28 protein-coding genes are annotated in these 24,970 nt (G+C 58.3%); 24 read left to right on the top strand and 4 right to left on the bottom strand.

Annotated features, from left to right (window positions below):
- Positions 1-187: 187 nt before the first annotated feature.
- The 24 genes from sucC to ruvB all read left to right on the top strand — a co-directional run bounded on the left by sucC (position 188) and on the right by ruvB (position 22,049).
- Positions 188-1,357: an ADP-forming succinate--CoA ligase subunit beta gene (sucC, locus tag E1958_RS03245; RefSeq protein ID WP_133510587.1), complete on the top strand. Its 1,170-nt coding sequence runs from the start codon at positions 188-190 to the stop codon at positions 1,355-1,357.
- Positions 1,357-2,232 carry a succinate--CoA ligase subunit alpha gene (gene sucD, locus E1958_RS03240; RefSeq protein WP_133510586.1) on the top strand — a complete coding sequence of 292 codons (876 nt, stop codon included), beginning with the start codon at positions 1,357-1,359 and terminating at the stop codon, positions 2,230-2,232. Before sucC ends, sucD begins: the two co-directional genes overlap by 1 nt.
- A 129-nt stretch (positions 2,233-2,361) precedes the next feature.
- Positions 2,362-2,577 carry a type II toxin-antitoxin system VapB family antitoxin gene (locus tag E1958_RS03235; protein ID WP_133510585.1) on the top strand — a complete coding sequence of 72 codons (216 nt, stop codon included), beginning with the start codon at positions 2,362-2,364 and terminating at the stop codon, positions 2,575-2,577.
- 66 nt (positions 2,578-2,643) lie between these two features.
- Positions 2,644-2,970, top strand: coding sequence for a type II toxin-antitoxin system VapC family toxin (locus E1958_RS03230; RefSeq protein ID WP_243725229.1), 327 nt, complete (start codon positions 2,644-2,646; stop codon positions 2,968-2,970).
- A 648-nt stretch (positions 2,971-3,618) separates the two neighbouring features.
- Complete coding sequence (locus tag E1958_RS03225) at positions 3,619-4,674, top strand: AAA family ATPase (RefSeq protein WP_133510584.1); 1,056 nt, start codon at positions 3,619-3,621, stop codon at positions 4,672-4,674.
- Positions 4,675-4,756: 82 nt separating this feature from the next.
- The gene (locus E1958_RS03220; RefSeq protein ID WP_133510583.1) at positions 4,757-5,266 is read left to right on the top strand and encodes a hypothetical protein; all 510 of its coding nucleotides are present in this window, start codon (positions 4,757-4,759) and stop codon (positions 5,264-5,266) included.
- A gap of 177 nt (positions 5,267-5,443) precedes the next feature.
- The gene (locus E1958_RS03215) at positions 5,444-6,034 is read left to right on the top strand and encodes a Uma2 family endonuclease (RefSeq protein ID WP_133510582.1); all 591 of its coding nucleotides are present in this window, start codon (positions 5,444-5,446) and stop codon (positions 6,032-6,034) included.
- 178 nt (positions 6,035-6,212) lie between these two features.
- Positions 6,213-7,220 (top strand): NAD(P)H-quinone oxidoreductase, encoded by a 1,008-nt coding sequence (locus E1958_RS03210; RefSeq protein ID WP_207787551.1) that lies wholly within the window; start codon positions 6,213-6,215, stop codon positions 7,218-7,220.
- The gene (locus E1958_RS03205) at positions 7,213-7,431 is read left to right on the top strand and encodes a nitroreductase family protein (protein WP_089725362.1); all 219 of its coding nucleotides are present in this window, start codon (positions 7,213-7,215) and stop codon (positions 7,429-7,431) included. Before E1958_RS03210 ends, E1958_RS03205 begins: the two co-directional genes overlap by 8 nt.
- A 32-nt stretch (positions 7,432-7,463) precedes the next feature.
- Positions 7,464-8,201 (top strand): FkbM family methyltransferase, encoded by a 738-nt coding sequence (locus E1958_RS03200; protein WP_165741523.1) that lies wholly within the window; start codon positions 7,464-7,466, stop codon positions 8,199-8,201.
- Between the two features lie 132 nt (positions 8,202-8,333).
- Positions 8,334-8,516 (top strand): PIN domain-containing protein, encoded by a 183-nt coding sequence (locus E1958_RS03195; protein WP_133510580.1) that lies wholly within the window; start codon positions 8,334-8,336, stop codon positions 8,514-8,516.
- A gap of 787 nt (positions 8,517-9,303) precedes the next feature.
- On the top strand, positions 9,304-10,392 hold the full coding sequence (locus tag E1958_RS03190; protein ID WP_165741521.1) for a DUF262 domain-containing protein: 1,089 nt from the start codon (positions 9,304-9,306) through the stop codon (positions 10,390-10,392).
- Positions 10,389-11,489 carry an AAA family ATPase gene (locus E1958_RS03185; RefSeq protein ID WP_133510578.1) on the top strand — a complete coding sequence of 367 codons (1,101 nt, stop codon included), beginning with the start codon at positions 10,389-10,391 and terminating at the stop codon, positions 11,487-11,489. The genes E1958_RS03190 and E1958_RS03185 overlap by 4 nt, the downstream gene beginning before the upstream one ends.
- A gap of 175 nt (positions 11,490-11,664) precedes the next feature.
- Positions 11,665-12,135, top strand: a complete 471-nt coding sequence (locus tag E1958_RS03180) for a hypothetical protein (RefSeq protein ID WP_133510577.1) — start codon at positions 11,665-11,667, stop codon at positions 12,133-12,135.
- The gene (locus tag E1958_RS03175; RefSeq protein ID WP_133510576.1) at positions 12,128-12,643 is read left to right on the top strand and encodes a hypothetical protein; all 516 of its coding nucleotides are present in this window, start codon (positions 12,128-12,130) and stop codon (positions 12,641-12,643) included. The genes E1958_RS03180 and E1958_RS03175 overlap by 8 nt, the downstream gene beginning before the upstream one ends.
- A gap of 30 nt (positions 12,644-12,673) precedes the next feature.
- Entirely contained in the window at positions 12,674-15,967 is a 3,294-nt protein-coding gene (locus tag E1958_RS03170) for an intermembrane phospholipid transport protein YdbH family protein (protein WP_133510575.1), read from the top strand.
- 45 nt (positions 15,968-16,012) lie between these two features.
- Positions 16,013-16,300, top strand: a complete 288-nt coding sequence (locus tag E1958_RS03165) for a YnbE family lipoprotein (protein ID WP_243448282.1) — start codon at positions 16,013-16,015, stop codon at positions 16,298-16,300.
- Positions 16,297-16,599 carry a DUF1318 domain-containing protein gene (locus E1958_RS03160; RefSeq protein WP_133510574.1) on the top strand — a complete coding sequence of 101 codons (303 nt, stop codon included), beginning with the start codon at positions 16,297-16,299 and terminating at the stop codon, positions 16,597-16,599. Before E1958_RS03165 ends, E1958_RS03160 begins: the two co-directional genes overlap by 4 nt.
- Before the next feature lie 1,173 nt (positions 16,600-17,772).
- The gene (locus tag E1958_RS03155; RefSeq protein WP_133510573.1) at positions 17,773-18,234 is read left to right on the top strand and encodes a Panacea domain-containing protein; all 462 of its coding nucleotides are present in this window, start codon (positions 17,773-17,775) and stop codon (positions 18,232-18,234) included.
- Between the two features lie 38 nt (positions 18,235-18,272).
- The gene (locus E1958_RS03150) at positions 18,273-18,926 is read left to right on the top strand and encodes an apolipoprotein L family protein (protein ID WP_133510572.1); all 654 of its coding nucleotides are present in this window, start codon (positions 18,273-18,275) and stop codon (positions 18,924-18,926) included.
- A gap of 174 nt (positions 18,927-19,100) precedes the next feature.
- Positions 19,101-19,451 (top strand): hypothetical protein, encoded by a 351-nt coding sequence (locus tag E1958_RS03145; RefSeq protein ID WP_133510571.1) that lies wholly within the window; start codon positions 19,101-19,103, stop codon positions 19,449-19,451.
- Positions 19,432-20,001, top strand: coding sequence for a crossover junction endodeoxyribonuclease RuvC (gene ruvC, locus E1958_RS03140; protein WP_243725228.1), 570 nt, complete (start codon positions 19,432-19,434; stop codon positions 19,999-20,001). The genes E1958_RS03145 and ruvC overlap by 20 nt, the downstream gene beginning before the upstream one ends.
- The gene (ruvA, locus tag E1958_RS03135) at positions 19,998-20,606 is read left to right on the top strand and encodes a Holliday junction branch migration protein RuvA (protein WP_133510570.1); all 609 of its coding nucleotides are present in this window, start codon (positions 19,998-20,000) and stop codon (positions 20,604-20,606) included. Before ruvC ends, ruvA begins: the two co-directional genes overlap by 4 nt.
- A 384-nt stretch (positions 20,607-20,990) precedes the next feature.
- A complete protein-coding gene (gene ruvB / locus E1958_RS03130; RefSeq protein WP_133510569.1) occupies positions 20,991-22,049 on the top strand; it encodes a Holliday junction branch migration DNA helicase RuvB in 1,059 nt (352 codons plus the stop codon).
- A 210-nt stretch (positions 22,050-22,259) separates the two neighbouring features.
- Here the strand turns inward: ruvB and lptB are convergent, their stop codons facing one another.
- The 4 genes from lptB to kdsC all read right to left on the bottom strand — a co-directional run bounded on the left by lptB (position 22,260) and on the right by kdsC (position 24,970).
- Positions 22,260-22,985 (bottom strand): LPS export ABC transporter ATP-binding protein, encoded by a 726-nt coding sequence (gene lptB, locus E1958_RS03125; RefSeq protein WP_089725385.1) that lies wholly within the window; start codon positions 22,983-22,985, stop codon positions 22,260-22,262.
- Positions 22,982-23,509: a lipopolysaccharide transport periplasmic protein LptA gene (lptA, locus tag E1958_RS03120; RefSeq protein WP_133510568.1), complete on the bottom strand. Its 528-nt coding sequence runs from the start codon at positions 23,507-23,509 to the stop codon at positions 22,982-22,984. Before lptA ends, lptB begins: the two co-directional genes overlap by 4 nt.
- On the bottom strand, positions 23,506-24,141 hold the full coding sequence (gene lptC / locus E1958_RS03115) for an LPS export ABC transporter periplasmic protein LptC (RefSeq protein WP_133510567.1): 636 nt from the start codon (positions 24,139-24,141) through the stop codon (positions 23,506-23,508). The genes lptA and lptC overlap by 4 nt, the downstream gene beginning before the upstream one ends.
- A 307-nt stretch (positions 24,142-24,448) precedes the next feature.
- Positions 24,449-24,970 carry a 3-deoxy-manno-octulosonate-8-phosphatase KdsC gene (gene kdsC / locus E1958_RS03110; RefSeq protein WP_133510566.1) on the bottom strand — a complete coding sequence of 174 codons (522 nt, stop codon included), beginning with the start codon at positions 24,968-24,970 and terminating at the stop codon, positions 24,449-24,451.

Here is a 24,970-nt window from a genome sequence, read left to right as displayed (position 1 = left end):
GCCGCAGCGCGGCAAGGGTTCCCGGATTCCGACAAACGAAAAATCTCATCAAGCCGATGCCGCCCGATCCGCAACCGCCGTTTGGGTCCGATCAGACTGCTTGCGACAGGAGGAAACTGGTACACCTGGTGCCAACAGCCGGGGTTTCCTTTTTGCATTCGGGCGGATACATGAGGATGACGAACGCATGAATATCCATGAATATCAAGCTAAAGGGCTCCTAGCCAAGTTCGGCGTAGCCGTACCCAGGGGTCAAGTCGCGTTCACGGCCAGCGAGGCGGAGGTGGCCGCTCAGGACCTGGGTGGGTCGGTGTGGGTGGTCAAGGCCCAGATCCACGCCGGCGGCCGTGGTAAGGGCGGCGGGGTGAAGGTGGTCAAATCCCGCGAAGAGGTCAAGAAGACCGCCAACCAGATGTTGGGGATGAAGCTGGTCACCCATCAGACCGGACCTGGGGGCAAGGAGGTGAAGCGGGTCTATATCGAGGAGGGCTGCGACATCGCCCGCGAGCTCTATCTGAGCGTGTTGCTGGACCGCGCCACCAGCTGGGTGACCGTGATGGCGTCCACCGAGGGCGGTATGGACATCGAGGAGGTGGCCGCCAAGACCCCGGAGAAGATCATCAAGGTTGCCATCGACCCGGCCGTCGGCCTGCAGCCGTTTCATGCCCGCAAGCTGGCCTTCGGGCTGGGCCTGGAGGGTCCGCAGATCCGCTCGGCGGTAAAGTTTCTGCAGGGCATGTACAAGGCCTACACGGAGCTGGACGCGAGCCTGGTGGAGATCAACCCGCTGGTGGTGACCGGCGCGGGGGATCTGGTGGCCCTGGATGCCAAGATGAACTTCGACAACAACGGCCTGTTCCGCCAGAAGGAGGTCGCCGACCTGCGGGACGAGAGCGAGGAGGACGCGGCCGAGCTGGAGGCGAGCCAGCACGAGCTCAACTACATCAAGCTGGACGGCTCCATCGGCTGCATGGTCAACGGCGCGGGACTGGCCATGGCGACCATGGACATCATCAAGCTCGAAGGCAGCGATCCGGCCAATTTCCTAGACGTTGGGGGCGGCGCCAGCGCCGAGCGGGTGACCGTCGCCTTCAAGATCATCCTTTCCGATCCGAACGTAAAGGGCATCCTGGTCAACATCTTCGGCGGCATCATGCGCTGCGACACCATCGCCGAGGGCATCGTGGCGGCGGCCAAGGAGCTCGATATCCATGTGCCCCTGGTGGTGCGGCTGGAAGGCACCAATGTGGATAAGGGCAAGGCGATCCTCGACAAATCCGGATTGGACATCGTATCCGCGGACAGTCTCGGCGACGCCGCGAAGAAGGTCGTCGCGGCCCTGAAGGAGGCACACTAATGTCAGTTCTCGTCGATAAAGATACCAAGGTCATTTGTCAGGGCTTCACCGGCGCCCAGGGCACCTTCCATTCGGAACAGGCGATCGCCTATAAGACTAAGCTGGTCGGCGGCGTCACCCCGGGCAAGGGAGGCACCAAGCACCTGGGGCTCCCGGTCTTCGATACGGTGGCCGACGCGGTGGCCAAGACCGGCGCCACGGCCACTGTCATCTATGTGCCACCGCCCTTCGCCGCGGACGCCATCATGGAGGCGGTCGATGCCGAGATTCCGCTGGTGGTCTGCATCACGGAAGGGGTTCCGGTGGCGGATATGGTGAAGGTGAAGCGGGTGCTCACCGGCTCCAAGACCCGGCTGGTGGGGCCCAACTGCCCCGGCGTCATCACCCCCGATGAGTGCAAGATCGGCATCATGCCCGGCCACATCCACAAGCCGGGGAGTGTGGGTATCGTCTCCCGCTCCGGGACCCTGACCTATGAGGCGGTGGCGCAAACCACGGTGGTGGGTCTGGGGCAGTCTACCTGCATCGGCATCGGCGGTGATCCGGTCAACGGCACCAACTTCATCGACTGCCTAGATCTGTTCCTGAAGGACCCCAAGACCGAGTCCATCATCATGATCGGCGAGATCGGGGGCACGGCAGAGGAAGACGCCGCGGATTTTATCAAGCAGTCCAAGACCAAGAAGCCGACGGTGGGCTTCATCGCCGGGCTGACCGCACCGCCGGGCCGCCGCATGGGCCATGCGGGCGCCATCATCGCTGGCGGCAAGGGCGGTGCCAAGGAAAAGATCGAGGCGATGAAGAGCGCGGGCATCCATGTCTCGGCCTCGCCGTCCGAGCTGGGCACCACCCTGAAAGCGGTCCTGGGTGGGTAGCGACCGCGCGGCCATGTCTGTGCGCCGGGCCGCCTGGATGCCGTGGGAAACCCGGCTATCCACGGCGGTCCGGCGCGGGTCTGCCTCGGGGTTTACCCTAACGTTGGCCTGTAGGCTATCGAGCGACTTATGAATACCCTGGCTGAGTTGACCGAAGAGACGAAAACCCAGGCCGTCACCCGAGCGCGCTATGATCGGCTCGAGGTAGAGCGGCGCAAAGGGTCCGACCGTGGCCTGGCGAACGAGTTGGATGCCATCGCCCGGCATTGTGCCTCTCTGCCCGTACTCGATGACAGGTCGGAAGGGGAGATTCTCGGATACGACGACTCGGGTGTTCCGCGCTGATGGTCATAGATGTTTCGGCCCTGCTCGCGATTCTCCAGAACGAGCCCGAACGCCCTACCTTCAACCGTGCCATCGAATCCGCTGACACGCGCGCATTCTCTGCCCGCCAGTTTTGTCGAGCTTTCCATCATCATCCAGTCCCGTTACGGCCCCGATGGCATCAGGGACCTCGACCTGTTTTTAAGTCGGGTGGCAATCGTGCTCATACCGGTAGACTCCGACCAGGCGTACATTGCCCGTCAGGCCTTTCGCCGATTTGGTAAGGGGAGGCATCCGGCAGGACTGAACTACGGCGATTGTTTTTCCTATGCGCTCGCAAAATCTCTCGGCGAGCCACTGCTGTTCAAAGGCCGAGACTTCTCGCAAACCGACTTGGTGATTGCCGGGACTTGAATCGGTATTGAGGAATGGCGCTATCTGTCAGCTTTTACACTCTAGCACCTCTTTGCATTTCATTAAATATTAAAATAGCTGATTATCGCCAGAAAAAAGATTGGGAAAATGTGGAAACCGATACTAGTGCAAAGTGACTAACAATCCCGCACGATTGACCTGGAACTCTGTGCTTTCTCGCAGGCTTAATATGATAATATATAAATCAAATACGTGTTGACATATTGAAATCACGTCGAAGCCGGAGAAGAAACCGATACCTCAATCATGAATAAACTCTGGCCTTTCATCTTTCTCTTGCATTTACGACCCACGCTGAACCGTGCAGGGTCGAGATGGTTGATCTTACAAAGATCATGCAGTCTACCTATCAAGCAGAAGTCGTAACCCTGTCTAAACTAACACTGACTGATCCACACAGCGGAGAACCCATTCGACGCTATGTACAGGACCTGACAACTATTTGGATTCCGGCACATTGCCATTTAATACCATAATTTCTATCTACATTGGTGTTGGGGGATCATAGAGCAACAGCTCGTTTGCCGACCGGTAACACTTATACTTGGTGGCATTGGCTTCGCAGTAGGTAGGGCGTCAAGACACACGGATCGAATTGGAGACTGATTCCCGGAAGGAGTAGTGGACATGTTGAAAGAATTCTCGATAAAAAACCTGAGCGTCTTTCCAAATGCGCAATTGACGTTTTCTCCTGGCCTCAACGTCATTATTGGTGAGAACGGATGTGGAAAGTCACATCTCCTCAAGGTGGCCTATGCCGTGATCTCGGCCAGTGCGGAGGGGGGCAAGAACAAGCCGACGACCGACAAGCCCCAAAAGCTGGTATTACAGAAGGCGTGGGCAGAGAAGCTGGTCCATGTCCTGCGTCCGAAGTCTCTGGGGAGGTTGGCGCGTCGCAGGCAAGGACGGAAACGATGTGAGCTCGGTTTCCGTTTCGATAATCAAGACCTGGATTGCCGATTCGACTTTGCCACTTCCAGTAAATCGGAGGTTCAGATCGAACAGCTGCCAAGCGCTTGGCATCCCGACGCGCCGGTGTTTTTGTCGACCAGAGAATTGCTGACCCTTTATCCCAATTTCGTTTCCGTTTACGAGAACCACTATCTGGAGTTTGAGGAGACCTATCGGGATACCTGCGTACTGCTAGGTGCCCTGGCCCTTAGAGGGCCGAGAGAAAAACAAATAGCGAAGCTCTTGGCCCCCCTCGAAGAGGCCATGGGTGGCAAGGTTGTGCTGGATAAGAACGGTCGCTTCTATCTGCATATTCCCAGGCAGGGCACAATGGAAATATCGCTCGTCGCCGAGGGGTTGCGTAAATTGGGGATGCTGGCACGGTTGATCAGCACCGGCTCTCTTTTCGATAAGGGGTATCTGTTTTGGGATGAACCGGAAACCAATCTGAATCCAAAATTGATCAAGCTTGTCGCCAAGGCGATCCTGGAGCTCTGCCGGCACGGCATTCAGGTATTCGTCGCAACCCATTCGCTCTTTTTACTCCGTGAATTCGAGGTGCTCTCTCAAGGGAAGGAGTTCAAAGGGGTGGGGCAACGTTATTTCGCACTGAAGCCGACCGAAAAGGGTGTCCAGGTCGAGCAAGGCGATGATGTCGAAGAGTTACAGACGTTGCTTCTGCTGGACGAGGAGTTGGCCCAATCCGATCGCTATATGGATGCCGGTGCCTAGGCCGTGTTGATATATGAGAAGGTCCGCATAGCGGACCCTACGCCGATTCATGGGCGGAATGTTCTGAAGCGGGGATACCAGGATGAAACGGCTGATGGAAGGACGCCTCACCTTCGAGTTTCCTAAAGGCTCTGTGGTAAGCAAATACGATGGCTGGGCGTTTTATCACAATCAATTCGGGAAGGCCTTCGGTGGCACCAAGGCCGTCGATTTCGTGTATGTGGACGAGCGACAGACTTGGCTGATTGAAGTGAAAGACTATCGAGCCTACCCCAGAACGAAATCTGACGATATCTGGAAAGAAGTCGGCCTCAAGGTCCGAGATTCCCTAGCAGGTCTGGTCGCAGCCAGGAGTAATGCCAATGATCCGCAAGAGCAAACAATAGCCCGGAAGGCGTTGGCAAAAGACGAGTTGCGTGTGGTGTTGCACCTGGAGCAGCCCACAAAACACTCGAAGCTTTTCCCGCGTGTCATCGATCCTTCCAAGGTCCTCGCCAAAATGAAGCAGCTATTAAGAGGCGTCGATGCGCATCCCTGTGTTGTCGATCAGCACAGTCTGAAACCGGAAATGAGTTGGACGGTGACAGGATAAACTCTCAGAGGCTGTCCAAAAAAGGGCCGTAGGCCAGAGTCGGGAGTAGGCTGGGTTGAGGAACGAAACCCAGCATTTACGGGCAAGTCTGGTTTGCTGGGTCTTGTCCCTCGACCCCGCCTACCGCTTTAGAATCAATTGGTTAGTTTTTAGACAACCTCTAAGCGATAAACCATCATGCAACCAGCAAACCAACCGACGCTCTATGAGCTCCTGGAGGGTTTGCCCACAGGGGTGACCGGAGAAATCCTGAATGGGCAACTGCACACCCATCCGCGTCCGTCGGGTCCACATGGCCGCGCTGCCAATTGTCTGGACCGTATCATTGGTCGCTACTTTGATTTTGGTGACGGTGGCCCCGGCGGCTGGTGGATCTTCACCGAGCCGGAGGTGCACTTTCTGCGGGATGCGGAGGTAACCGTGCCGGATCTGGCCGGTTGGCGGCGTGAGCGGATGCCGATACCCCCGGAGGATCATCGCTTCGAGGTAGTTCCCGACTGGGTATGCGAGATCTTTTCTCCCTCTACCGCGAGTAGGGATCGTGAGATCAAGCTGCCGCTGTACGCCCACTATGGCGTACCGTATGCGTGGTTGATCGATCCGGTCGCACGCACGCTGGAGGTCTACCAACTCGACGCTGGGGCCTGGCTCGAGATCGACCGCTTCGCCGCTGCCGATCAGGTGGTTGCGCCACCATTCGAAGCGGTATCGATCGACCTCAGGGGCCTCTGGTTGCCTGGACGGCCGAGAATCGTAGAGAGACGATGAATCCTCACTGGAGAGACCTCAGTGTGGATTGGTTTTGAAGATCCCTCGCTACGCTCGGGATGACAGTTCCCTGCGGTCGAGATGACAGGCTCGGTTGAGATGAAGAGCATCCGGCAATCTTCACAACCTAAAATTCAACCACCACCCGAAAGCCCTGCAATTACCCGAGATCAGATAAATGTCAACGGCCACGAATGCGACGATGAAAGCGGTACTGATCGATAAATTTGGCGGGGCGGAGGTCCTGCGCATCGGGGAGGCGGAGCGACCAACGCCTGGTAACGGCCAGGTGTTAGTGGAGGTGGCGGCCACCTCGGTCAACCGCCCGGACATCGTCCAGCGTGAGGGCAAGTATCCCCCGCCCAAGGGGGATTCGGAGCTCCTGGGCCTGGAGGTGGCCGGGACCGTCCGGGCGCTCGGCGCGGGGGTGGACCGCTGGTCCGTCGGCGACCGGGTGATGGGCCTGGTGGGCGGCGGGGGCTATGCGGAATATGCCGTCGCCTACGCGGATCACCTGATGCAGATCCCGGAGACTATGAATTTCGAGGAGGCGGCCGGTATCTGCGAGGCCTATATTACTGCCTACCTCAATGTCTTCATGATCGGCGGCCTCAAGGACGGTGACGGCGTCCTGCTGCACGGCGGGGGCGGCGGTGTTAATACCGCCGCCGTTCAGCTCTGCCGGGCCTTGACGCCCGCCGCGCAGGTCCTGGTCACGGCCTCGCCGGGCAAGCTGGAGCGGGTCGCGGAGCTGGGGGCGGATCCGGTCATCGACTACCGATCCCAGGATTTCGCCGAGGAGGTCCGACGCGTTACGGACGGGCGGGGGGTGCAGGTGATTCTCGACCATATCGGCGCCGCCTATTTGGCCTCCAACATGAAGTCGCTCGCTGTCGGCGGACGCTTGGTACTCATCGGCGTGACTAGTGGTATCAAGGCGGAGCTCAACCTGGCCCTGATGATGGTCAAACGCCAGCAGGTCATCGGCTCCGTGCTCAGATCGCGGCCGGTGCCCGCAAAGGCGGCGATCGTCGCCGAGTTCTCACACCGCGTGCTGCCCCTGCTGGCGGAGCGCAAGGTCGTGCCCCTGATTCACAAGGTCTACCGGCTGGACGACGTGGCCCAGGCCCAGCGTGAAATGGAAGCGAGCGCCCATTTCGGCAAGATCGTCCTGTCACTTGTTTAAATATTATCGCTCCTTCAGCGCGCCGGTCGTGCTCTATCTATATGGAATCCCACCTGGCGACGGGTCCTCTGGTGCCTATGTGGCTCTCGGTATCTTCCTGCAATCGCTGATACTGGCTGCCCTCAAGGAGGGACTGGCAAACTGTCCCCAGCAGACCCTGGCCGAGTATCCCAAGCCGTCAAGCGAAGGCTCGGCATTGTACCAAGAGTAGTATAAGGTGATCGCATGAGGTATCCGTTTGCAATGAACCTGTTCAAACTCTTCCGCAAGACTGAACTCCCACCACAGGAAACCGAGAACCTTCCCCCGTTGAATGTTATCTATGACCAACAAACCTTTTCGGTCATGAAAAAGGTCATCTCGGAGAAATCAAACTGCGTGGATGTAGGCTGTCACGTGGGAGAAATTTTGAAAAAGATGCTGGATTTCTCCCCCCGTGGACAACACTATGCCTTCGAGCCGATACCCGAGTTATGTCAAGGACTGCAAGAGCAATTCGGCGTTCTGCCCAATGTCAGCGTTTCCTGTGCCGCCCTCAGTGACAAAGTCGGTTCCTCCGAATTCCAGCACGTGGTATCCAACCCGGGATACAGTGGTCTGAAAAAACGGCGTTACGACCGGGACAACGAGGTCATAGGAAAAATCAGCGTGCAAACGGATACGCTCGACAACTTTTTGCCGCCGGGAACCCCCATTGACTTCATCAAGGTGGATATTGAAGGCGGTGAGGTGGGTTTTTTTCGCGGCGTCCTGCAAACCATAAAAAACAACAGACCCTATATCGTGTTTGAGCATGGTACAGGCGGCGCCGATTACTATGGAGACGGGCCAGCGGATGTCTATGAAATCCTGGTGGAGCAATGCGACCTGAAATTGACCCTTATGGAAAACTGGCTGGCGAAAAAGCCACCGTTCTCAAGACAGGACCTTCTGGATCAATTCTATAATGGTACCAATTATTATTTTCTGGCATACCCCTGAACCGTTGCCGATTCAATCGGTACTATGAGGAAAGATCTGTTTAAATTTTGAGTTGATAGGTAGTACAGCATTGGCCCAATGTAGGTAGTGGTTATACTACTTTTATATCATTTTTTCATTGTTTCCATTTCAGTGCCGCTGATTGTCGCTGCCACGAGACGAGTCGAAACCGCCAATCTTTCCTTCTGGGATAGCCTGATCATCGAGTCCGCGATCAAAAGTGATGCACGGCGTCTCTGGACCGAGGACCTCCAGGACGGCCAGACCTGCGGTGAACTCATGATCATGAATCCATTCAAGTCGCCGACCAAGTAACCCGGGGTCTGCATCCCTGGGAGATCGAGACCGGAGACCAGCGGCCAAGCGATCGTGCGCGGCTTGCCTGCTCCGTAGAAGACGCAGATTCAAACGCAGCCGGCTGCATACAGCGGCGTCATCCGCGGATTCGATACACCGCCTTGTCGGGTTACGGCGCGTTCGGCCTCGCCGGTACACACCAACCTCCGAAGGCGCGCCTAACCCGACCTACCGTGACAAGTGACTGGTAGCTTTGGTACCTTCGGAATTTGCTGGCTCCCACGCTCCAGCGTGGGAGCAAATCCAGACGCTCCAGCGTCGATAAGCGGCCAGATAGGCTAGGTCGTGTTGACATTTAGCAGGTCCGCACAGCGGACCCTACGCTAACCAGCTGATTGACTGTAGGGTCCGCTGTGCGGACCGCCGGAATGTTGCAGTCATTCAACATGTGAAAACAGTCGGTTAGTTAAATGTCAACAGGACCTAGTACCTAGTTTCGATCGATATTGCTAGTCCCCACACTAGAACGGGTAAGCAAAGCGTGTGAGCCAGCAGATACTATGAACTTGCAACATAAGTCGAAACTAGATGCTAGCGTAAACGCCTATTAAGTCCGGAGGAGCAAAGTCCGCTGGAGCGGACAAGACGGCGTTCCCACGCTGGAGCGTGGGAACGAGCAAAAAAACAAGCCGATAACCGAGCGGGACTTGATACCTAGCCTCATGGGACTTGACAGCCAGCCATGAACGAAAACCTGAACGAACCGATCGAAGAGGAATTGGATTCCGAGGGACGTGCCGGCGGCGTGGAACGCGAGCAGGATGGGGACACCGAAATCCTTTCCCCTTTTGATCCCACCGAGATCGACATCATGACCAGGAGTCCGAGTGTCGATAGCCTGATGAAACGGATCGAATACAAGGAGATTGATCTGAATCCGGATTTTCAGCGCAAAGGCGGTATCTGGTCGAAATCGAATAAGAGCCGCCTGATCGAATCCTTACTCCTGAACATCCCACTGCCGGTGTTCTATGTGGCCTCGGATGCGGAGGGAAACTGGATTGTCGTCGACGGGCTGCAACGTTTGACGGCACTCAATCAGTTTATTCATGAACAGGCATTCGCTCTGGAGAAGTTGGAGTTCCTAAATCAGTTCAACGGTCAACGCTTCGGCGATCTTCCCCGTCCCATGAAACGCCGGATTCTCGAATCCGAGCCGGTCTTCCACATCATCCAACCCGGCAGTCCGAAGGGCGTCATTAAAACCATCTTCAAGCGCATCAACACCAGCGGGATGCCACTGTCGGCCCAGGAAATCCGCCATGCCTTGTACCAAGGCCCTGTGACCAAACTCCTCAAAGAGCTGGCCGCTAGTGAAGCGTTCCGCAAGGCAACCGGCGGGAGCATGAAAGACGATCGCATGGCCGATCGTGAGTGTGTACTCCGCTACCTGGCCTTCAGTATTCGAGGCATTGATGCCTACGACAAACCGGATCTCGATAAATTTTTGTCCGATACCATGGAGCAACTCAACAAAGCGGATGAGCAATCTTTTGTCGGTTACCGCGCCGGCTTCGAGCAGGCCATGGAGCGTGCGTTCCGGATCTTCGGAGGCCTTGGCTTCCGAAGGCAGCAACGAGGTGGTTCCGGAAAATCTCCCATCAACAAGGCGCTATTCGAGACCTGGAGCGTAGCTTTGGGTGATTTGGACAACGAGCAGGCAGCGCGATTGATTCGACGTAAGGAGGCTGTGAACGAGGCGTTTATCAAGCTACTGGAACTCGATTGGGATTTTGTCTCTGCAATTTCCAATAGGATTTGGAATGTCACAGGCGTAAAGGCGCGTTTCTCTCGTATTCATGAGCTCATCGCTCGTGTTTTGGAGGGGTCATGATCGAATCCATGGAGGTAAAGAATTTCAAATGCTTCCGGGGGAACCAGCACTTTGCGCTGGGGCCTGTCACCCTGTTAGCGGGCGTCAATGGGGTCGGTAAGAGCTCCCTGATTCAGGGGTTTCTGCTGGCACGGCAGTCGTACCCGGACTGGAACGAGCTGCGGCTGAACGGTGATTTGCTGGAGCTGGGCCAACCCGGCGACGCCTTTTGCGCGGACGCGGAGGATGACGAGCTGCGTTTCGCGCTGACATTGCAGCCCGGCAAACAGCTCGATTGGCGTTATCGGTTTACCGAAGACAGATTCGAACGCGTCGAGGCGCCGAATGACCTGGGCGATTGCGCCTTGTTCGGGCCAGAGTGCCACTACCTCTCCGCTGACCGTTGGGGACCGCGCAGATTGCTGCCGATGTCGAGGCACGACATCACTCACGGCAATCTCGGGAAATACGGCGAGTACACGGCCCATTATCTGGAGGCCTTCGGTGGCCGCCGGCTCCCGGAGATCAATGCGAAGCTGCCGGTCCGCAATCCCGACGAGGGCAAGGATCTGCTGCACCAGGTGCAGGCATGGCTGAACGAGCTATCGCCGGGAACCCGCCTGGAACCAAAGATATTCAGGGAGCTGGACGAGAGCACATTGACCTTCGCGTTCCGTGGGGAACTCGGTTACTCGCGTAGCTATCGCGCTACCAACGTGGGCTTCGGGTTGAGCTATACCTTGCCCATCATCGTGGCACTACTCTCGCTGCCACCCGGCGGATTGGTGATGCTGGAGAATCCGGAGGCCCATCTGCATCCGCGGGGGCAGACCATCATCGGCAAGCTGATGGCGCTGGCGGCGGCGGCCGGGGTCCAGGTGGTCGTGGAGACCCACAGCGACCATGTGCTCAACGGCATTCGGATCGCGGTGAAAGCGGGCCTGTTGGCCCCGGAGCTGGCGGTTTTTCACTATTTCACCCGCACGGAGCTCGGCGCTATCGAGATCGACTCGCCCCGCATCGATGCGGAAGGCAGGCTCGACCGCTGGCCGGAGGGCTTCTTCGACGAAGGCATCAAGAGCCTGGCGGCCCTGTCATCGCGGCGTGCTCGGGGGTGACGGCGCTAGGTCCTGTTGAGTATGGGAAAATGATGCGGTCGCTTCGACCTATCCGTGTCATCCGTGGACAGAGCAAGATCATGTGATCTTTTGCGACCAATTGGCGTTGATTGGCGTTATCTAATGATTCCCAGGTTATCGGTACTTCGGTGCTGCTGTAACAGGAGGTAGCGGAGTGAGGCCGCAACTGGTGTTCAATGATCTTTCCGTGCGCGAGGCGCAGTCTCGGGCGACGGCTGCGCAATGGTTGTCTGACATGGTGCAGACCATCGCGGATCTGATCGACGAGGGGATGTGTGGCACGACGATCCATACGAATCGGCCACTCTACGAGCTCGATCTGATACCGGACGAATATGGTTTTCAGGAATGGGTGTTCGAGGGTCCACATGATGACTTGCGGATACTTGCCGCGGGATTGATCGATCAGTCACCCGTCGCAAAAGGACTCTTCGAGTCGTCCGCGGAAACCGGCGAATTCGAACGCTCGGATTTCCGCATCGATGAAGCGATCAGCTGCGAGGCCCTCGGCGTGGCCCTGACCTGGGACGGCATCGCCGTCAGCCTACCCTCGGAGGAGCGATGGCGGGCAACGGAGATTCCGATCTCTTCAGTATCTGCACGACACGGCTCTCATAGTGTGTGACCTGGTTCGGCATCGGGTACGTCATGCCTCGATGCCGGATCATGTGGACCGGGTTATCGATGATTGGCGAAAGTCGGCGAGCGCCAAGGTGACCGGGGTAGCCCAGCTGATCGAGCATTGGGAACTGCTGTTTCCGCGGCTGGATCTTTGCGTGGAGTATCAGGAAAAGACGTTGTGGAAGCTATCCAAACCGGGCACCTTGTACTCCGTGACGGGACGTTTGTATGCCTTGAACCACACATGCGAACGTTGGGCCGACCGTGCTGAGGGCGGTCCGGAGTATGGTTTTCGCGCGCGCCCGGAATCCCGGAAAACCATGGACAATAAGGAACTTGCGAGGCAACGCCTGGCCACCTGTCCGCGGCAAGGCGAAGTCTACTTCGTGATGCACTGCGACATCCGGCCGCAGGGATCCCGGCTTTATTGGCTGGAGAACCGGGAGGAGCACAGGTGCTGTATCGGCTATGTCGGACCACACCTGGAGACGAGCAGGCACAAGGCGCAGTGATAGCTCTGGAATCGCGAGAGCTCATGGGGGATGAAAAGAAGGCTCCGAGTCCTGGCGTTGTCCTTGTCGGCCCTTGCCGCCTTTGCCGCGGCCCTGATCCTGGCCGGGGTGTTCCTGCTGGATTGGGCGAAGGGTCAGCTCGCCGCGAGCGGCCTCGGCGATCTGGATTTCGCCGTCGAAGGTCTTTCTCCCGGCCGCTTGTCGCTCTCGGACATCCGCTTCGGGTTGGGCCGGGAGCAAAATGTGGAGCGGCTTACCCTGCTGTTTCATCCGATCCGGTTGGTGCGCGATCAATCCCTGGACAAGGTCCTGGTCGAGGGTGCGGAGCTGCGTTTCATCTCAGGGGATGACGGTGTCCCCCAGCTCGCGGGGGTATCCCTGCCCGAGACGCCAGGGCACAAGGCCAATTTGAAGATGCCTGCGCTCCCCGTCGCGAGCCTGGAGCTGCGGGCCAGTCGCTTGAACCTGGAAACGGGGATGGGGGCGCTGCGGATTCCGCTGCGCGGCACATTGACGCAAATAGATGTGGGGGCCTGGGCACTCGACGCCCACCTGGAATTGCAGTACCAGAAGAAGCGTGGGCAGGAGGCGCACGAGCAGGAGGCGCGCGGGGCGCTCGCAGTGAAGGGGCGACTGGAACAGGACGGTGCGGCGAAGCTGGAGGTGGCATTAGCGGGCGCCGAAGGGTGGCTTCCCGAGGGGTTGGACACCCATGGAGCAGGCCAGGCCAGTGTGGAGTGGAACGGGGGCGAGCAGTTCTCCGGCACCGGCAGCCTGGCGGTGCATCTGGCCGGATCGCCTGTGATGCTCGCTGTTCAGGCCGGCAAGACTCAGGGTGAGGCGTTTGCCTTCGCATTGGATCTGGACGCATCGGAGCTGGATCTGGCTGCTCTGGATGAGCTGGCGGAATCCGGTGTCGGCCTTGCCGGTCGGGCATCCTTGCAGGCCCGGATCGAGGGGGCATTGCCCGTCCTCTCCGAACGCTGGCTAGAAGCAGCGTCAGCGAGCGGACGGATTTTCCTCCGAATCGAGGATGGGGCCCTTCCTGGCTCGGCAGCGAAGGCGGTGGATGAGGTCGCGCTCGAGGTCCAGGCCGCCAAGACCCAGGGTAAGGGGCTTGCCTTTGGATTGGATCTGGACGCATCGGAGCTGGATCTGGCTGCTCCGGATGAGCTGGCGGAATCCGGTGTCGGCCTTGCCGGTCGGGCATCCTTGCAGGCCCGGATCGAGGGGGCCTTGCCCATCCTCTCCGAACGCTGGCTGGAAGCAGCGTCAGCGAGCGGTCGGATTTCCCTCCGAATCCAGGATGGCGCCCTTCCCGACTTGGTAGCGGAGGCGTCGGGTGCCCTCGACCTGGACCTGTCCTTATCCGAGGCCTCACTCCTGGCCGTACCCGCATCACCCTGGGAGGTAACCGGTCGCCTGGTCGGCCTCGACCCGCCCGCAGGCTTTCGGCTCTCCGACGTTGCAGGACACGGCCTCAGGCTCACAGCGAGTACCGACCTGGCGCGACAGACCGCCGCGGGCGCAGTCGGCTTTGCCCTCGAAGTTCCGTCCCAACCCAAGATCGCGGGGACGGTATCCGGCCGTGTGGAGCAGGCCCCGGAAGACGGGTTTCGATTTGATCTGGAACGGCTCCGGCTCGATCCCATCAGCTGGACCCACGACGGAATGGAAATCCGCATGGGGGCGCTGGACGCACGACTGGCCGGAACAGCGTCGCATATGCGCGGACGGGTCTCCACGCAGTTGGATGTCGCCGACGTCACCTACGGCGGTGAGCGCCTGACCGGAGGTGAAATCGAGTTGGAGGGAGGCTTGACGCATACGGATGAGGGCCTGGTGCTCGCAGTGAAGGATTGCGTATCGGTACGGGCAAAGCGCCTGGATTTGGGGGGAGTCCGGTGGCTGCGTCCGGTCGATCTGTGTGTCCGCCAGGCCAGGGGAAGGCCGCTGTTGCGATTCGATCCTACCAAGCAGACCTGGTCACTGGCCTTGACCCTACCGAGCCATCCTGCGGTCCTGGCGGTCGAGCACGGGCAAGACGACCCCCTCGAGCTTGCCGGTACCATGCCCCAGGCAAGGCTGTCTGCGACATTCGATCCAACCACGCAGGCACTCAAGCTGGTACTGAACACCCAGGGAGGACACTTGAAGCTCGCCGAGCAGGCGGTGGCCGTTTCGGACATCAGGCTGGCCTTGCTCCAGGATCGAGCGACCTCGGTGACCTTGCAGCACGCGGTCGCAACCAGCCTTGCGAGCCCCCCCGATTTCCCGGCCTTGGTCCTGGCGGGCAAGGCGAAGGGGCGTTTAGACAAAACCATGGCGTTCGAGCTGGTCGCCCGAGGGCGCCGGGTGCCGTTCAAGCTCTCCGCCAAGGGTAAGCACCACTTTGGGTTGGCCATCGGCGAGCTGAGCTACCGGCTGGATAAGATCCGATTCTCGCCGCAAGGGCTGCAACCGGGCGACCTGGTCCCCGCGTTGGGAAAGCTCATCAGCGAGGCGCGCGGCTCCTTGGCCGTGAGCGGCGGTCTTTCCTGGATCGCAGGGGTTCCCGCTACCCACTTGCGCCTGGCGTTGGATGATCTGGGATTCGATGCGCCGGGGCTATCGGTCAGGGGGCTCAATACGCGGCTCCGGCGCGCGGGTCGGACGGTTCGAAACCAGCTGGACACCCAGGAAATCCGGGTCGATCTCCTGGACATCGGCATACCTTTGCGCAATGGCCTGATTCGGTTCCACACCAGAGAGGCCCCATCCGTCCGTATCGAGCAGCTCGACTTCACCTGGGGTGGTGGTGGGGTGCAAATAGAACCGCTTGCTTTGCAGTTCGACCAGCTTGCGGCGGAGCACTCCATCGTTCTGAAGTTCGAGGCCATCAGATTGAATCCCCTGCTCCGGCTGATCCCGGTCGATGGGCTGTGGGGCACCGGGTTCTTGAGCGGACGGGTGCCGCTGCGCATCCGCGGCTCCGAGATCGCCGTCGACCAGGGCTCGATCAGCGCCGAGACGCCTGGCCTGTTGCGCTATCGACCCGAGGAAAAACCAGGGTTTTTCGATAACAGCAGCGAAACGGAGCTGCTGTTCGAGGCCCTGCGGAATTTCCATTACGAGTCTCTGTCTATCGGGCTGAACGGCAGGACCCAGGATAACCTGCAGCTCTCGATCTCGCTCGCCGGCGCCAATCCCGACCTCTACGATGGTCACCCGTTCAAGCTGAACTTCAATCTGACCGGGGAGCTTGATACGATTATCCGCCGTAGCCTGGCGATCGCAACCTTCGCCGAAAGGTTCGGGGAACTCATGTCCCGCTATTTCAAGTAGAAGGGGGCAATCATTGCACGGGCTAAACCCAAGAGGACAACGCCTATGCGGATAATCGGCACCGGCCAGTGGGGCAGCCAGGAAACCATGACGCGGGGCCTGCGGGTCCGATCTAAGGGGGTACCCAGCATGTCAAGGATGGTCTGGGTCCTACTCGCGGCAACCGTCGGCGTAGGCTGTTCACCGCGCGTCAAGGTCGAGGCGCCTGACAAGCCCATTGAGATCAATGTCAATGTGAAAATCGAGCAAGAGGTCAGAATCAAGCTCGACGAGACCGTCGAGCGTACCCTGGCGGAGAACCCGGAGCTCTTCGGAACGGAGACGAAGCCATGAAGAAACAAGTCGGTATCAGTGGCGTCAAGCGGGTCGCTTGGGTCGTCGCCTTGACGCTCGCACTCCTGTTACCCGCCGTTGCTTATGCCCTATCCGTCGGCGAGGCCAAACAAAAGGGACTCGTCGCCGAAACCAGCAGAGGCTATCTCCGAGCGCAGAAGGGAACGCCGGAGGTCAAGCGGTTGGTCAACCAAACTAACGCCGCCCGCAAGCAGAAATACCGTCAGATCGCCAAACAGCTGAAGGTGGGCCTGGACGTGGTCGAACGGGATTTCGGGAAGAAGCTGGGCGGGCGGTGATGCAGATGGGCGTCCCTGCGCCCGGTATCGATTAGCCCTTCAGGATCGGCAGCGTAGCACTCCCGATAGGTAGGGGGTGCTGCCGGCCGCAATCTTTTTAATCCGCAGATTACGCAGATTTCCACAGATAATTTCGTTTTCCATCCGAGGAAATAATCGTTCAGACCCTCTCTTGTCGTTCCGGTAGGGATTGCCGGAATCCAGAGCCATGGATGGCAAAAATAAGGGGGTTCTGAACAATTACGGGAGGAAGGTGACCGACAATAGACGACTGTCTCCCTGCCTGTTCCTCAGCTTCACGGCAATGCCGTTAAGTTAAGTCTTGTAGGTCGGGTTAGGCGCGTCTTTCGGTGGTGAGGGATGCAAACGCTTTCGAACGCGCCCTAGCCCGACATTCGATGGTGGGTACCTGTTTGCTCCGTAGAAGATGCGGATTCAATCGAAGCCGGCGGCGTACAGCGGCGCCATCCGCGGATTCGAGAGACCGCATTGTCGGGTTACGGCGCGTTTGGCCTCGCTGGCACATACTGGCCTTGAAAGGTGCGCCTAACCCGACCTACCACGACTAGCGGCCGGCAGCTAACTTAATGGCATTAAGCTTCACGGAAGCTACCGGATTTCTTTTCCCATTCTCAATTTGGCCCGTTTTTTGAACCGCAAAGGCACAAAGAATTTTCGTCCACGGACCGGAGAATAGGATTGGTGTACCGCGTGTCATCCTGGCGTGTTTTGTTTCCAGTTGTCTATCTATGACCGGATATCCAAGTCAGAACTATTTACTGAGGCGCGAAAATGATGACAAATGCTATAATAATAGCTTCGTTGATCCTCGGTGCCGCCGGCGTGGTTTTTTCTGTCTGGTCTTTATTCGACACCAGAAAGAAATATTACAATGAATACTTGGCGAGGAAGAAGAAATGATCAAAAATTTCATCTACTTGGACGTGGAAAACTACACTCGTTATCCTCTCAAATTTTCGAGGGTGTGACTGAATATGTTCTGAATGAATCATCCGTGGAGTCGGAGAACTCGGAGTCACAAAAGGGGCCAGTGGGCAGTGGAAAGGTTCTCGGCGATATTTTAAGGCAAAGTGAAAATATCAGGTCCCGTGTGACTATATACCGAGCTATGATGTTGTTGGTTCGTTTCCATGTTTTCGAGAGAGCCTACTTATGTTCAACGAGCGCAAAGCGGCCCAGATGGCAGCCTACCTGCTGCACAAACGCGGTGGGACCATGTCTCACCTGAAGCTCATGAAGCTGCTGTATCTTGCCGATAGAGAGGCAATGGATCGCTACGGTGCCCCAATCTCCGGAGATCTCCTAGTTGCCATGCCTCATGGACCTGCGCTATCGAACACGCTCAACCATATGGACGGCGATGTCGAGTCTTCCCCCGGCGGCTGGACCGATTGGATTTCCGACCAAGCGGATTACGAGCTGAGGTTACGGAACCCCGTATCTCCGGAGGACTTGGACGAACTCAGCGAAGCTGAATTGGATGTCCTCGACGCTGTGTGGGAACAGTTTGGCTCGATGGGGCGTTGGGTGCTACGCGATTATACGCATACTCATTGCCCTGAATGGGAGGACCCGCGGGGGTCATCAAATCCTATTCCGTACAAAAGTGAATGAATTCTGCCATTATTCTGTGTTCCATAAAGGATATATTCATGACCAAGTTGCCGGAATCAGCTAGAAAAAAACTATTGGCTTGGATTGATTCCTCAGGGTTATCAACAAGGGGAGTAGTTGTAGACCTTAATGGAACATCCATAAAGCTACGAGAACCACGCGCATGTTTTCAAGATGCCGACTATGTTGTGGTTGCAATAGAAACTGAAAAAGTCAAATCAGCCGGGATAAATTATAAACAAGTAACTGGTGAAGCAGGTTTGAGCTTAATCAATTGCTCTGCTGCTGTAATAGCGGGAGTAGTGACATTCGGTTCAACGGCGGCCTCTCCTTTTACTGGCGGTACGAGTCTTGCTATATCAGCATCGGGCTATGCTGCGACAGTCGCTACCGGCGTTTCTTGTGCAGCTTCGGTCTATCGAACGTATAATGCACTTACCGATCCTAAAGCGAACCATATTTTGGACAATAGCCCAGCATACCAAACGACTATGAAAGTGGTCGATGGAATATCTTTACTTGGGGTAGGTACCTCCGCAGTAGCTGCTGTAAAAGCCATGAATATTCTGATAAAGAGCGGGAGTGAGTGTGCGAACGGCAGTCACAGGAATGGTAAGTCGCCAAGCGAGAGCCAAGCTGGCAAGAGAATCCATAAGAGCGAACAGACCTGGAATTTCCAATGGGGAGCTTAAGAAAATCATACGCTCAGGTATAGCTCCTAAACGCCTTGCAAATACCGTTATCTCTCAGAGTACAGTCAAATCTTTGAAAGACTCTATTGCTGCTGGATTGTCGTTTTTATCGAGTGTTTTGGACGGTAATATTAAAAGTATTGCAGTTTATTTAGTCAGGTTGGAGGGCTGACAATGCTCATGAGTCTTGCCTATGTAGTAACTACGATTTTTTCAGGCCTGACGATAATCGGAGTCTTCGAGTTCCTGAATGTGCAACAACCGATAGCTACCTTATCCGTGGCGATCATAGCGGCATGTTTTGCTTTGCTTCTCGTGCTTTCAGCGAAAAAAGGGCACGCAGGTGTGTTGAAAACAATAATTGCGTTCGGTTTTTTATCGCTTTCTCATTTTTTCAGTCTGCAATTTCCCATGCCTGTATTAATCGTTTTCGGAGTAAATGTGCTGTTTGGTTTTGTCTCGTACCTGCTTTTAAAGCAGGTTCTTACACCAAGCACCGAGGTCAGTGACTCTGCTGGCAGCTGAAAGAACCAAACCAATACTGCCCCAACCCCAGCTGCGCCACCGCATCTTAGGCATCGATCCAGGCTCCCGCACGACCGGATTCGGGATAATCGACACGGACGGCAGGCGTAGCGTCCGCGTTGCCGGCGGCTGTATTCGGGTCGATCATCTGCCCTGGCCGCGGCGGTTGGGTGTGCTCTTCGACGGCATTGCCCAGGTGGTGGAGGAGTATCGGCCCCATGAAATGGCGGTGGAGCAGCTCATCTTTGCCCGCGATGTGACCGCCGCCCTGAAGCTCGGTCAGGCCCGGGGGGCGGTGCTCTGCGCCGGGCTCAAGGGGGATATACAGGTCCATGAGTACAGCCCCAAATCGGTCAAGCTCGCCGTGGTGGGCACCGGGAGTGCGGAGAAGGCCCAGGTACAACACATGGTGCGGCTCCTGCTCTCCCTCGCGGAAACGCCACCGGAGGACGAGGCCGATGCCCTGGCCCTCGCCCTGTGTCATGCCCACTCCATGGGGATACCGGCGCGCCGCAGGGCCACAGCATCCTGGAGGGATTTTCGACCGTGATCGGCAGGCTCCGCGGTGAGATCGTCTCCAAACATCCGCCCCAGCTTATGCTCGAGGTAAACGGCGTCGGCTACGAGCTCGAGGCCCCCATGTCCACCTTCTACGATCTGCCGCCCGTCGGGGAGCAGGTCACGCTGGTCACCCACCTGACCGTGCGCGAGGACGCCCAGCTGCTCTACGGCTTTCTGCGCGAGGAAGACCGTGCCCTGTTTCGCAATCTGCTCAAGGTCAACGGCGTCGGCGCGCGCATGGCCCTGGCCATTCTCTCCGGCATGGACGCCCGGCAGTTCGCCCTGTGTGTCCGACAGGAAGACACCACCGCCTTGATGCGATTACCCGGCATCGGTAAGAAGACGGCCCAGCGCCTGGTTATGGAGCTGCGGGATCGCGTAGATGCGGTGCCTACCGGGTCGCCGGTCGGTGTTGCGTCCTCGCCATCGACCGGTGGCAGTGAAGGTTCTGCGTTAGTCGATGCCATCGGTGCGCTCACGGCCCTCGGCTACAAGCCCGCCGACGCCAATCGTATGGCCCGTGCAGCGGACGACGGGACCAAGACCTCCGAGGAGATCATTCGCGCCGCACTTAAAGCGGTGAACACACCCTGACACCCTGGTATAGCAGTGCCGAAGTAGCGATAACATCGGTTTGGTTCTTCCATTGGGAATTCTTTTTTGCCGCAAATGAACGCGAATGAACGCAAATCGGAAGAAATCGATTCGCTATCATTGATGATTCTTAATCTATTCGCGTTTATTTACGGCTAAATCTTCCGTGAAGATCCTGCCTGCTCTCAATGTTATCGGTAAGTAAGAGCATCTGTACTAGGTCGTGTTGACATTTAGAAGGTCCGCACAGCGGACCCTACGCTAACCATCTGATTGACTGTAGGGTCCGCTGTGCGGACCGCCGGAATGTTGCAGTCATTCAACATATGAAAACAGTCGGTTAGCGTTAAATGTCAATAGGACCTAGGCCAAGACGACACCGGCATGAGTGATCCCAACCGCCTGATCCGTCCGGAAGCCGAGTCCGAGGACCAGGCTCTGGACCGGGCCATCCGGCCCCGGCGCCTGGTCGATTATATCGGCCAGCCGGCGGTGTGCGAGCAGATGGAGATCTTCATCCAGGCCGCCCGTGGGCGTGGTGATGCCTTGGATCATGTCCTCATCTTCGGTCCGCCGGGACTGGGCAAGACGACACTTGCCCACATCATCGCCCACGAGCTGCGGGTGGGCCTGCGTCAGACCTCCGGTCCGGTGCTGGAGAAGCCGGGGGATCTCGCCGCCCTGCTCACCAATCTGGAGCCTGGGGATGTCCTGTTCGTGGATGAGATCCACCGCCTGAGCCCCGTCGTCGAGGAGGTCCTCTATCCCGCCCTGGAGGACTACCAGCTCGACATCATGATCGGGGAGGGACCGGCCGCCCGTTCCATCAGGTTGGATCTGCCTCCCTTTACGCTCGTAGGCGCGACGACCCGCGCCGGGCTCTTGACCTCGCCCCTGCGTGACCGCTTCGGGATCGTGCAGCGGTTGGAGTATTACTCGCCGGAGGAGCTTACCCTTATCGTCCAGCGTTCCGCCGCTATCCTGGGCCTCCCGACCGAGGCGGACGGCGCCCGGGAGATCGCGCGTCGCTCCCGCGGCACGCCCCGCATTGCCAACCGGTTGCTGCGGCGGGTGCGGGACTATGCACAGGTCAAGGCCGGGGGCCGCATCACGGCAGAAGTGGCGGACCAGGCGTTGTCCATGCTCAAGGTGGACGGCTTGGGCTTCGACCACATGGACCGGCGGCTGCTGCAGGCGGTGATCGAGAAGTTCGCTGGCGGACCGGTCGGGGTGGAGAGCCTGGCGGCGGCCATCGGCGAGGAACGGGGCACCATCGAGGATGTACTCGAGCCCTACCTCATCCAGCAGGGATTTCTCATGCGCACGCCCCGGGGACGGATGGCGACCCCGGCGGCCTATGGGCACTTCGGCCTAGCCGCGCCACCGGGGGTCTTACCGCAGGCCGAGATGCGGGACTTGTTCGGGAGCGGAGAAGAGGGCTAGCCCGTAGGATGTGGTGAGCGCGGGAGATTTTTCAGGATAGCACTGCTGGGTGGCGCGAACCGCATCTTTGGACGCTGAGCGGGCCATCCATTGATGCGGTTCGCGTCCTCTCATAGTGCCATCCTGTAAGACCCACCGCGCTCACCGCATCCTACACCCGACGTGAGGTCCGCGCGGGCAGGTTGCGCCGGGGGTAGGTTCCCGATCCGTTCACAGGGTGAAGTGCTCGCCCAGGTAGACCGCACGCACCTCCGCGTTTTCCAGCAGTTCCCGCGGCCCGCCTTCGGCGATGACCTTGCCCTCATTGATGATATAGGCCCGGTCACAGATATCGAGGGTCTCGCGGACATTGTGATCGGTAATCAGGACGCCGATGTTGCGGTCCCGCAGATGGGCGACGATGTTTTTGATGTCCCTCACGGCGATGGGGTCGATACCGGCGAAGGGCTCGTCGAGCAGCATTACCTGCGGATCCATTGCCAGCGCGCGCGCGATCTCCAGGCGCCGGCGTTCACCGCCCGAGAGGCTCAGGGCCAGCGATTCACCCACATGGGCGATACCCAGCTCTTCGAGCAGCTCTAGCCCGCGGTTCTCCTGCGCCTGCCGGTTGAGGTCCCGGCGCGTCTGGAGGATCGCCATCAGGTTGTCCCTGGCGGTGAGCTTGCGGAAGACCGACGGTTCCTGGGCAAGATAACTCAGGCCCTGCCGGGCGCGGGCGTGCATCGGGAGCAGGGTGATGTTGCGCTCCTGGAGATAGATGGTCCCCTCGTCGGCGTGAATCAGTCCGACAATCATATAAAAGCAGGTGGTCTTACCCGCGCCGTTGGGTCCGAGCAGGCCCACGACTTCGCCCGAGTTGACACCGATGCTAACGCCTTTCAGGACCGTACGACGACGGTAGCTCTTGACCAGATGGGTTGCTCGGAGGGTCGTCATTGAGGCGACGGAGAGATACGGATCTTTACCCGCTCCTTCCCCTCGGCGACGGTTCCCGCTTTGATCCGGGCCCGGGCCCGATCATAGATGATATGGTCGCTGCGGAAGGTATCCTCGCCCTGGAACACGACGGCTTGGCCGATGAGGGTGATTTCGTCCTTGGCTGTGTCGTACTCCATATGCAGGGCTGCTGCCTCGATGTCTTTCTCCTCTCCTTCCTCCCGTTGCAGATAGGTCGCGGGGGTACCGATTACGATGATGAACTCGGGTCTGCGCTCCGGATCATGGTGCACCATGACCTGATCACCCCGGAGTTCCATATTGCCCTGCCTGGCGAAGACGTCTCCCCTATAGATGCTTAAAGATATGGCCTCGAAGAGTTCCGCGCTGTCCGCTTCCAGGTAGAGTGGCCCCTCGGGGTCGTCTTCGAGGGCCGGCAGGCACCGGGGGACGAGGAGTAATGCCGGCACCAGGATCGGCATCGCCAGGACGGTAAGGGCGCGGGAGGCGATTCTTGGCATCATTGCGGTTGCCTCGGGTGGTCGTTCGACTGGTTGTTCGACCTTGGGGGCGTTTCCTCATCGGCTCGGGAGATAACCAGCTCGCCTCGAACCCGTCCCAACAGCTTGATCTGCAACTTCTCTTCCAGCCACACCTGGGCGCCGTTTTCCGCGGTCACCCAGTCGGTCTCACTCGTGATCCGCACCGGCTGGTCCGTGTGGGCGTAATTTTCGTCCCGCTTCACCACCAGCTCGCGGGTCTTCATATGCACCGGCTGCGTCCCGACCCCGGCCGCGCGGTCGATGTGCACCTCACCATGCATCCGGATCAGATTGTCGTCACTCGAGATCCAGGCCGTCTCGGAACGTACCAGCCAGGGCGGACCCGTTTCCACGTACAGGGTCAGGCGGGGGATTTCCAGCTCTTTGGTGTCATCGTCGGGGTAATGGCGCAGCTCAGTAGCGGTCAGATGCCTATGTGGTGCCCCGGATTCGTCTATCCTCGTCACATCGAAGTTGTCGACTGTGTAATCGGGACGGCGTTCCGAGCCGTCTGTATTCGGACTCGGTGTCTCCCCGCCCTGGCGTAGCCACCAGGCAAGTGCTCCCACTGACGCCATGGCCAGGACCAGAATACGTTGGCGCGCCGACAGCATACCAGGTTACCTTGTCGTCGTTGGGCTAGTACCACATTTCATGTAATTTTTCTGGTTGTCATTTCGAGCGAAGCGAGAAATCCTTGTTCCGACGGAGGAGGGATCTTGTAACTTTAGGGGTTGTCTTATCGCTGTCGCTTCGATCTATCCGCAGATTACACAGATTTTCGCAGATTAAAAACGAAACAATCTGTGAGAATCTGCGTAATCTGTGGACAGAAAAGATCATGTGATCCTTTGCGACCGATTGGCGTTCATTTGCGGCAAAAAATGATTCCCATGTTATCGGCACTTCGGTACTGCTGTACTAGAGATAAGGCGCGATCATCCCGTCCAGGGTACCCTGGGCCTCCATGATAAGGTCGCACACCTCACGCGCGGCGCCCCGTCCACCAGGGAAGTGGGTCTGCCAATGGGAATGGTTCCGGGCCAGGGGGTGGGCATCGGCGACGGCGACCGCGAGACCGACTCGGCGCATGATCGGCAGGTCGACCACGTCGTCTCCCACATAGGCGATCTGTTCATCGCTCAGGTTCAGGATCGTCTTGAGTGCTTCATAGGCCCGCAGCTTGTCGTCCTGTCCCTGATAGACATGCGTTATCCCCAGGTGCTCCATCCGCAGGCGCACCACTTCCGAGGTCCGGCCCGTGATGACGGCCAGGGTGACGCCGGTCTGTTGCAGCATCTTCATGCCGTGACCGTCCCGAGAGTGGAACGCCTTGTACTCCTGACCGTCATCGCCGAGGAAGAGGCTGCCGTCGGTCAGGACCCCGTCCACGTCGAAGATCACCAACCGGACCTGGCTTGCCCGCCCGAGAATATCCTGCAT

Source organism: Candidatus Thiosymbion oneisti, from assembly GCF_004359955.1.
In the GTDB taxonomy this organism is placed as follows: Bacteria; Pseudomonadota; Gammaproteobacteria; order Chromatiales; family Chromatiaceae; genus Thiosymbion; species Thiosymbion oneisti.
Note: the sequence above shows the minus strand (reverse complement) of the source record. Positions and strands in the feature narration are given on the sequence as shown.

Bases quoted from the DNA above. Each gene is read 5' to 3' on its own strand.
- sucC (WP_133510587.1), top strand. From the start codon at position 188: ATGAATATCCATGAATATCAAGCTAAAGGGCTCCTAGCCAAGTTCGGC.
- sucD (WP_133510586.1), top strand. From the start codon at position 1,357: ATGTCAGTTCTCGTCGATAAAGATACCAAGGTCATTTGTCAGGGCTTC.
- E1958_RS03235 (WP_133510585.1), top strand. From the start codon at position 2,362: ATGAATACCCTGGCTGAGTTGACCGAAGAGACGAAAACCCAGGCCGTC.
- E1958_RS03225 (WP_133510584.1), top strand. From the start codon at position 3,619: ATGTTGAAAGAATTCTCGATAAAAAACCTGAGCGTCTTTCCAAATGCG.
- E1958_RS03220 (WP_133510583.1), top strand. From the start codon at position 4,757: ATGAAACGGCTGATGGAAGGACGCCTCACCTTCGAGTTTCCTAAAGGC.
- E1958_RS03215 (WP_133510582.1), top strand. From the start codon at position 5,444: ATGCAACCAGCAAACCAACCGACGCTCTATGAGCTCCTGGAGGGTTTG.
- E1958_RS03210 (WP_207787551.1), top strand. From the start codon at position 6,213: ATGTCAACGGCCACGAATGCGACGATGAAAGCGGTACTGATCGATAAA.
- E1958_RS03200 (WP_165741523.1), top strand. From the start codon at position 7,464: ATGAACCTGTTCAAACTCTTCCGCAAGACTGAACTCCCACCACAGGAA.
- E1958_RS03185 (WP_133510578.1), top strand. From the start codon at position 10,389: ATGATCGAATCCATGGAGGTAAAGAATTTCAAATGCTTCCGGGGGAAC.
- E1958_RS03170 (WP_133510575.1), top strand. From the start codon at position 12,674: ATGAAAAGAAGGCTCCGAGTCCTGGCGTTGTCCTTGTCGGCCCTTGCC.
- E1958_RS03165 (WP_243448282.1), top strand. From the start codon at position 16,013: ATGCGGATAATCGGCACCGGCCAGTGGGGCAGCCAGGAAACCATGACG.
- E1958_RS03160 (WP_133510574.1), top strand. From the start codon at position 16,297: ATGAAGAAACAAGTCGGTATCAGTGGCGTCAAGCGGGTCGCTTGGGTC.
- E1958_RS03155 (WP_133510573.1), top strand. From the start codon at position 17,773: ATGTTCAACGAGCGCAAAGCGGCCCAGATGGCAGCCTACCTGCTGCAC.
- E1958_RS03150 (WP_133510572.1), top strand. From the start codon at position 18,273: ATGACCAAGTTGCCGGAATCAGCTAGAAAAAAACTATTGGCTTGGATT.
- E1958_RS03145 (WP_133510571.1), top strand. From the start codon at position 19,101: ATGCTCATGAGTCTTGCCTATGTAGTAACTACGATTTTTTCAGGCCTG.
- ruvB (WP_133510569.1), top strand. From the start codon at position 20,991: ATGAGTGATCCCAACCGCCTGATCCGTCCGGAAGCCGAGTCCGAGGAC.
- lptB (WP_089725385.1), bottom strand. From the start codon at position 22,985: ATGACGACCCTCCGAGCAACCCATCTGGTCAAGAGCTACCGTCGTCGT.
- lptA (WP_133510568.1), bottom strand. From the start codon at position 23,509: ATGATGCCAAGAATCGCCTCCCGCGCCCTTACCGTCCTGGCGATGCCG.
- lptC (WP_133510567.1), bottom strand. From the start codon at position 24,141: ATGCTGTCGGCGCGCCAACGTATTCTGGTCCTGGCCATGGCGTCAGTG.
- kdsC (WP_133510566.1), bottom strand. From the start codon at position 24,970: ATGCAGGATATTCTCGGGCGGGCAAGCCAGGTCCGGTTGGTGATCTTC.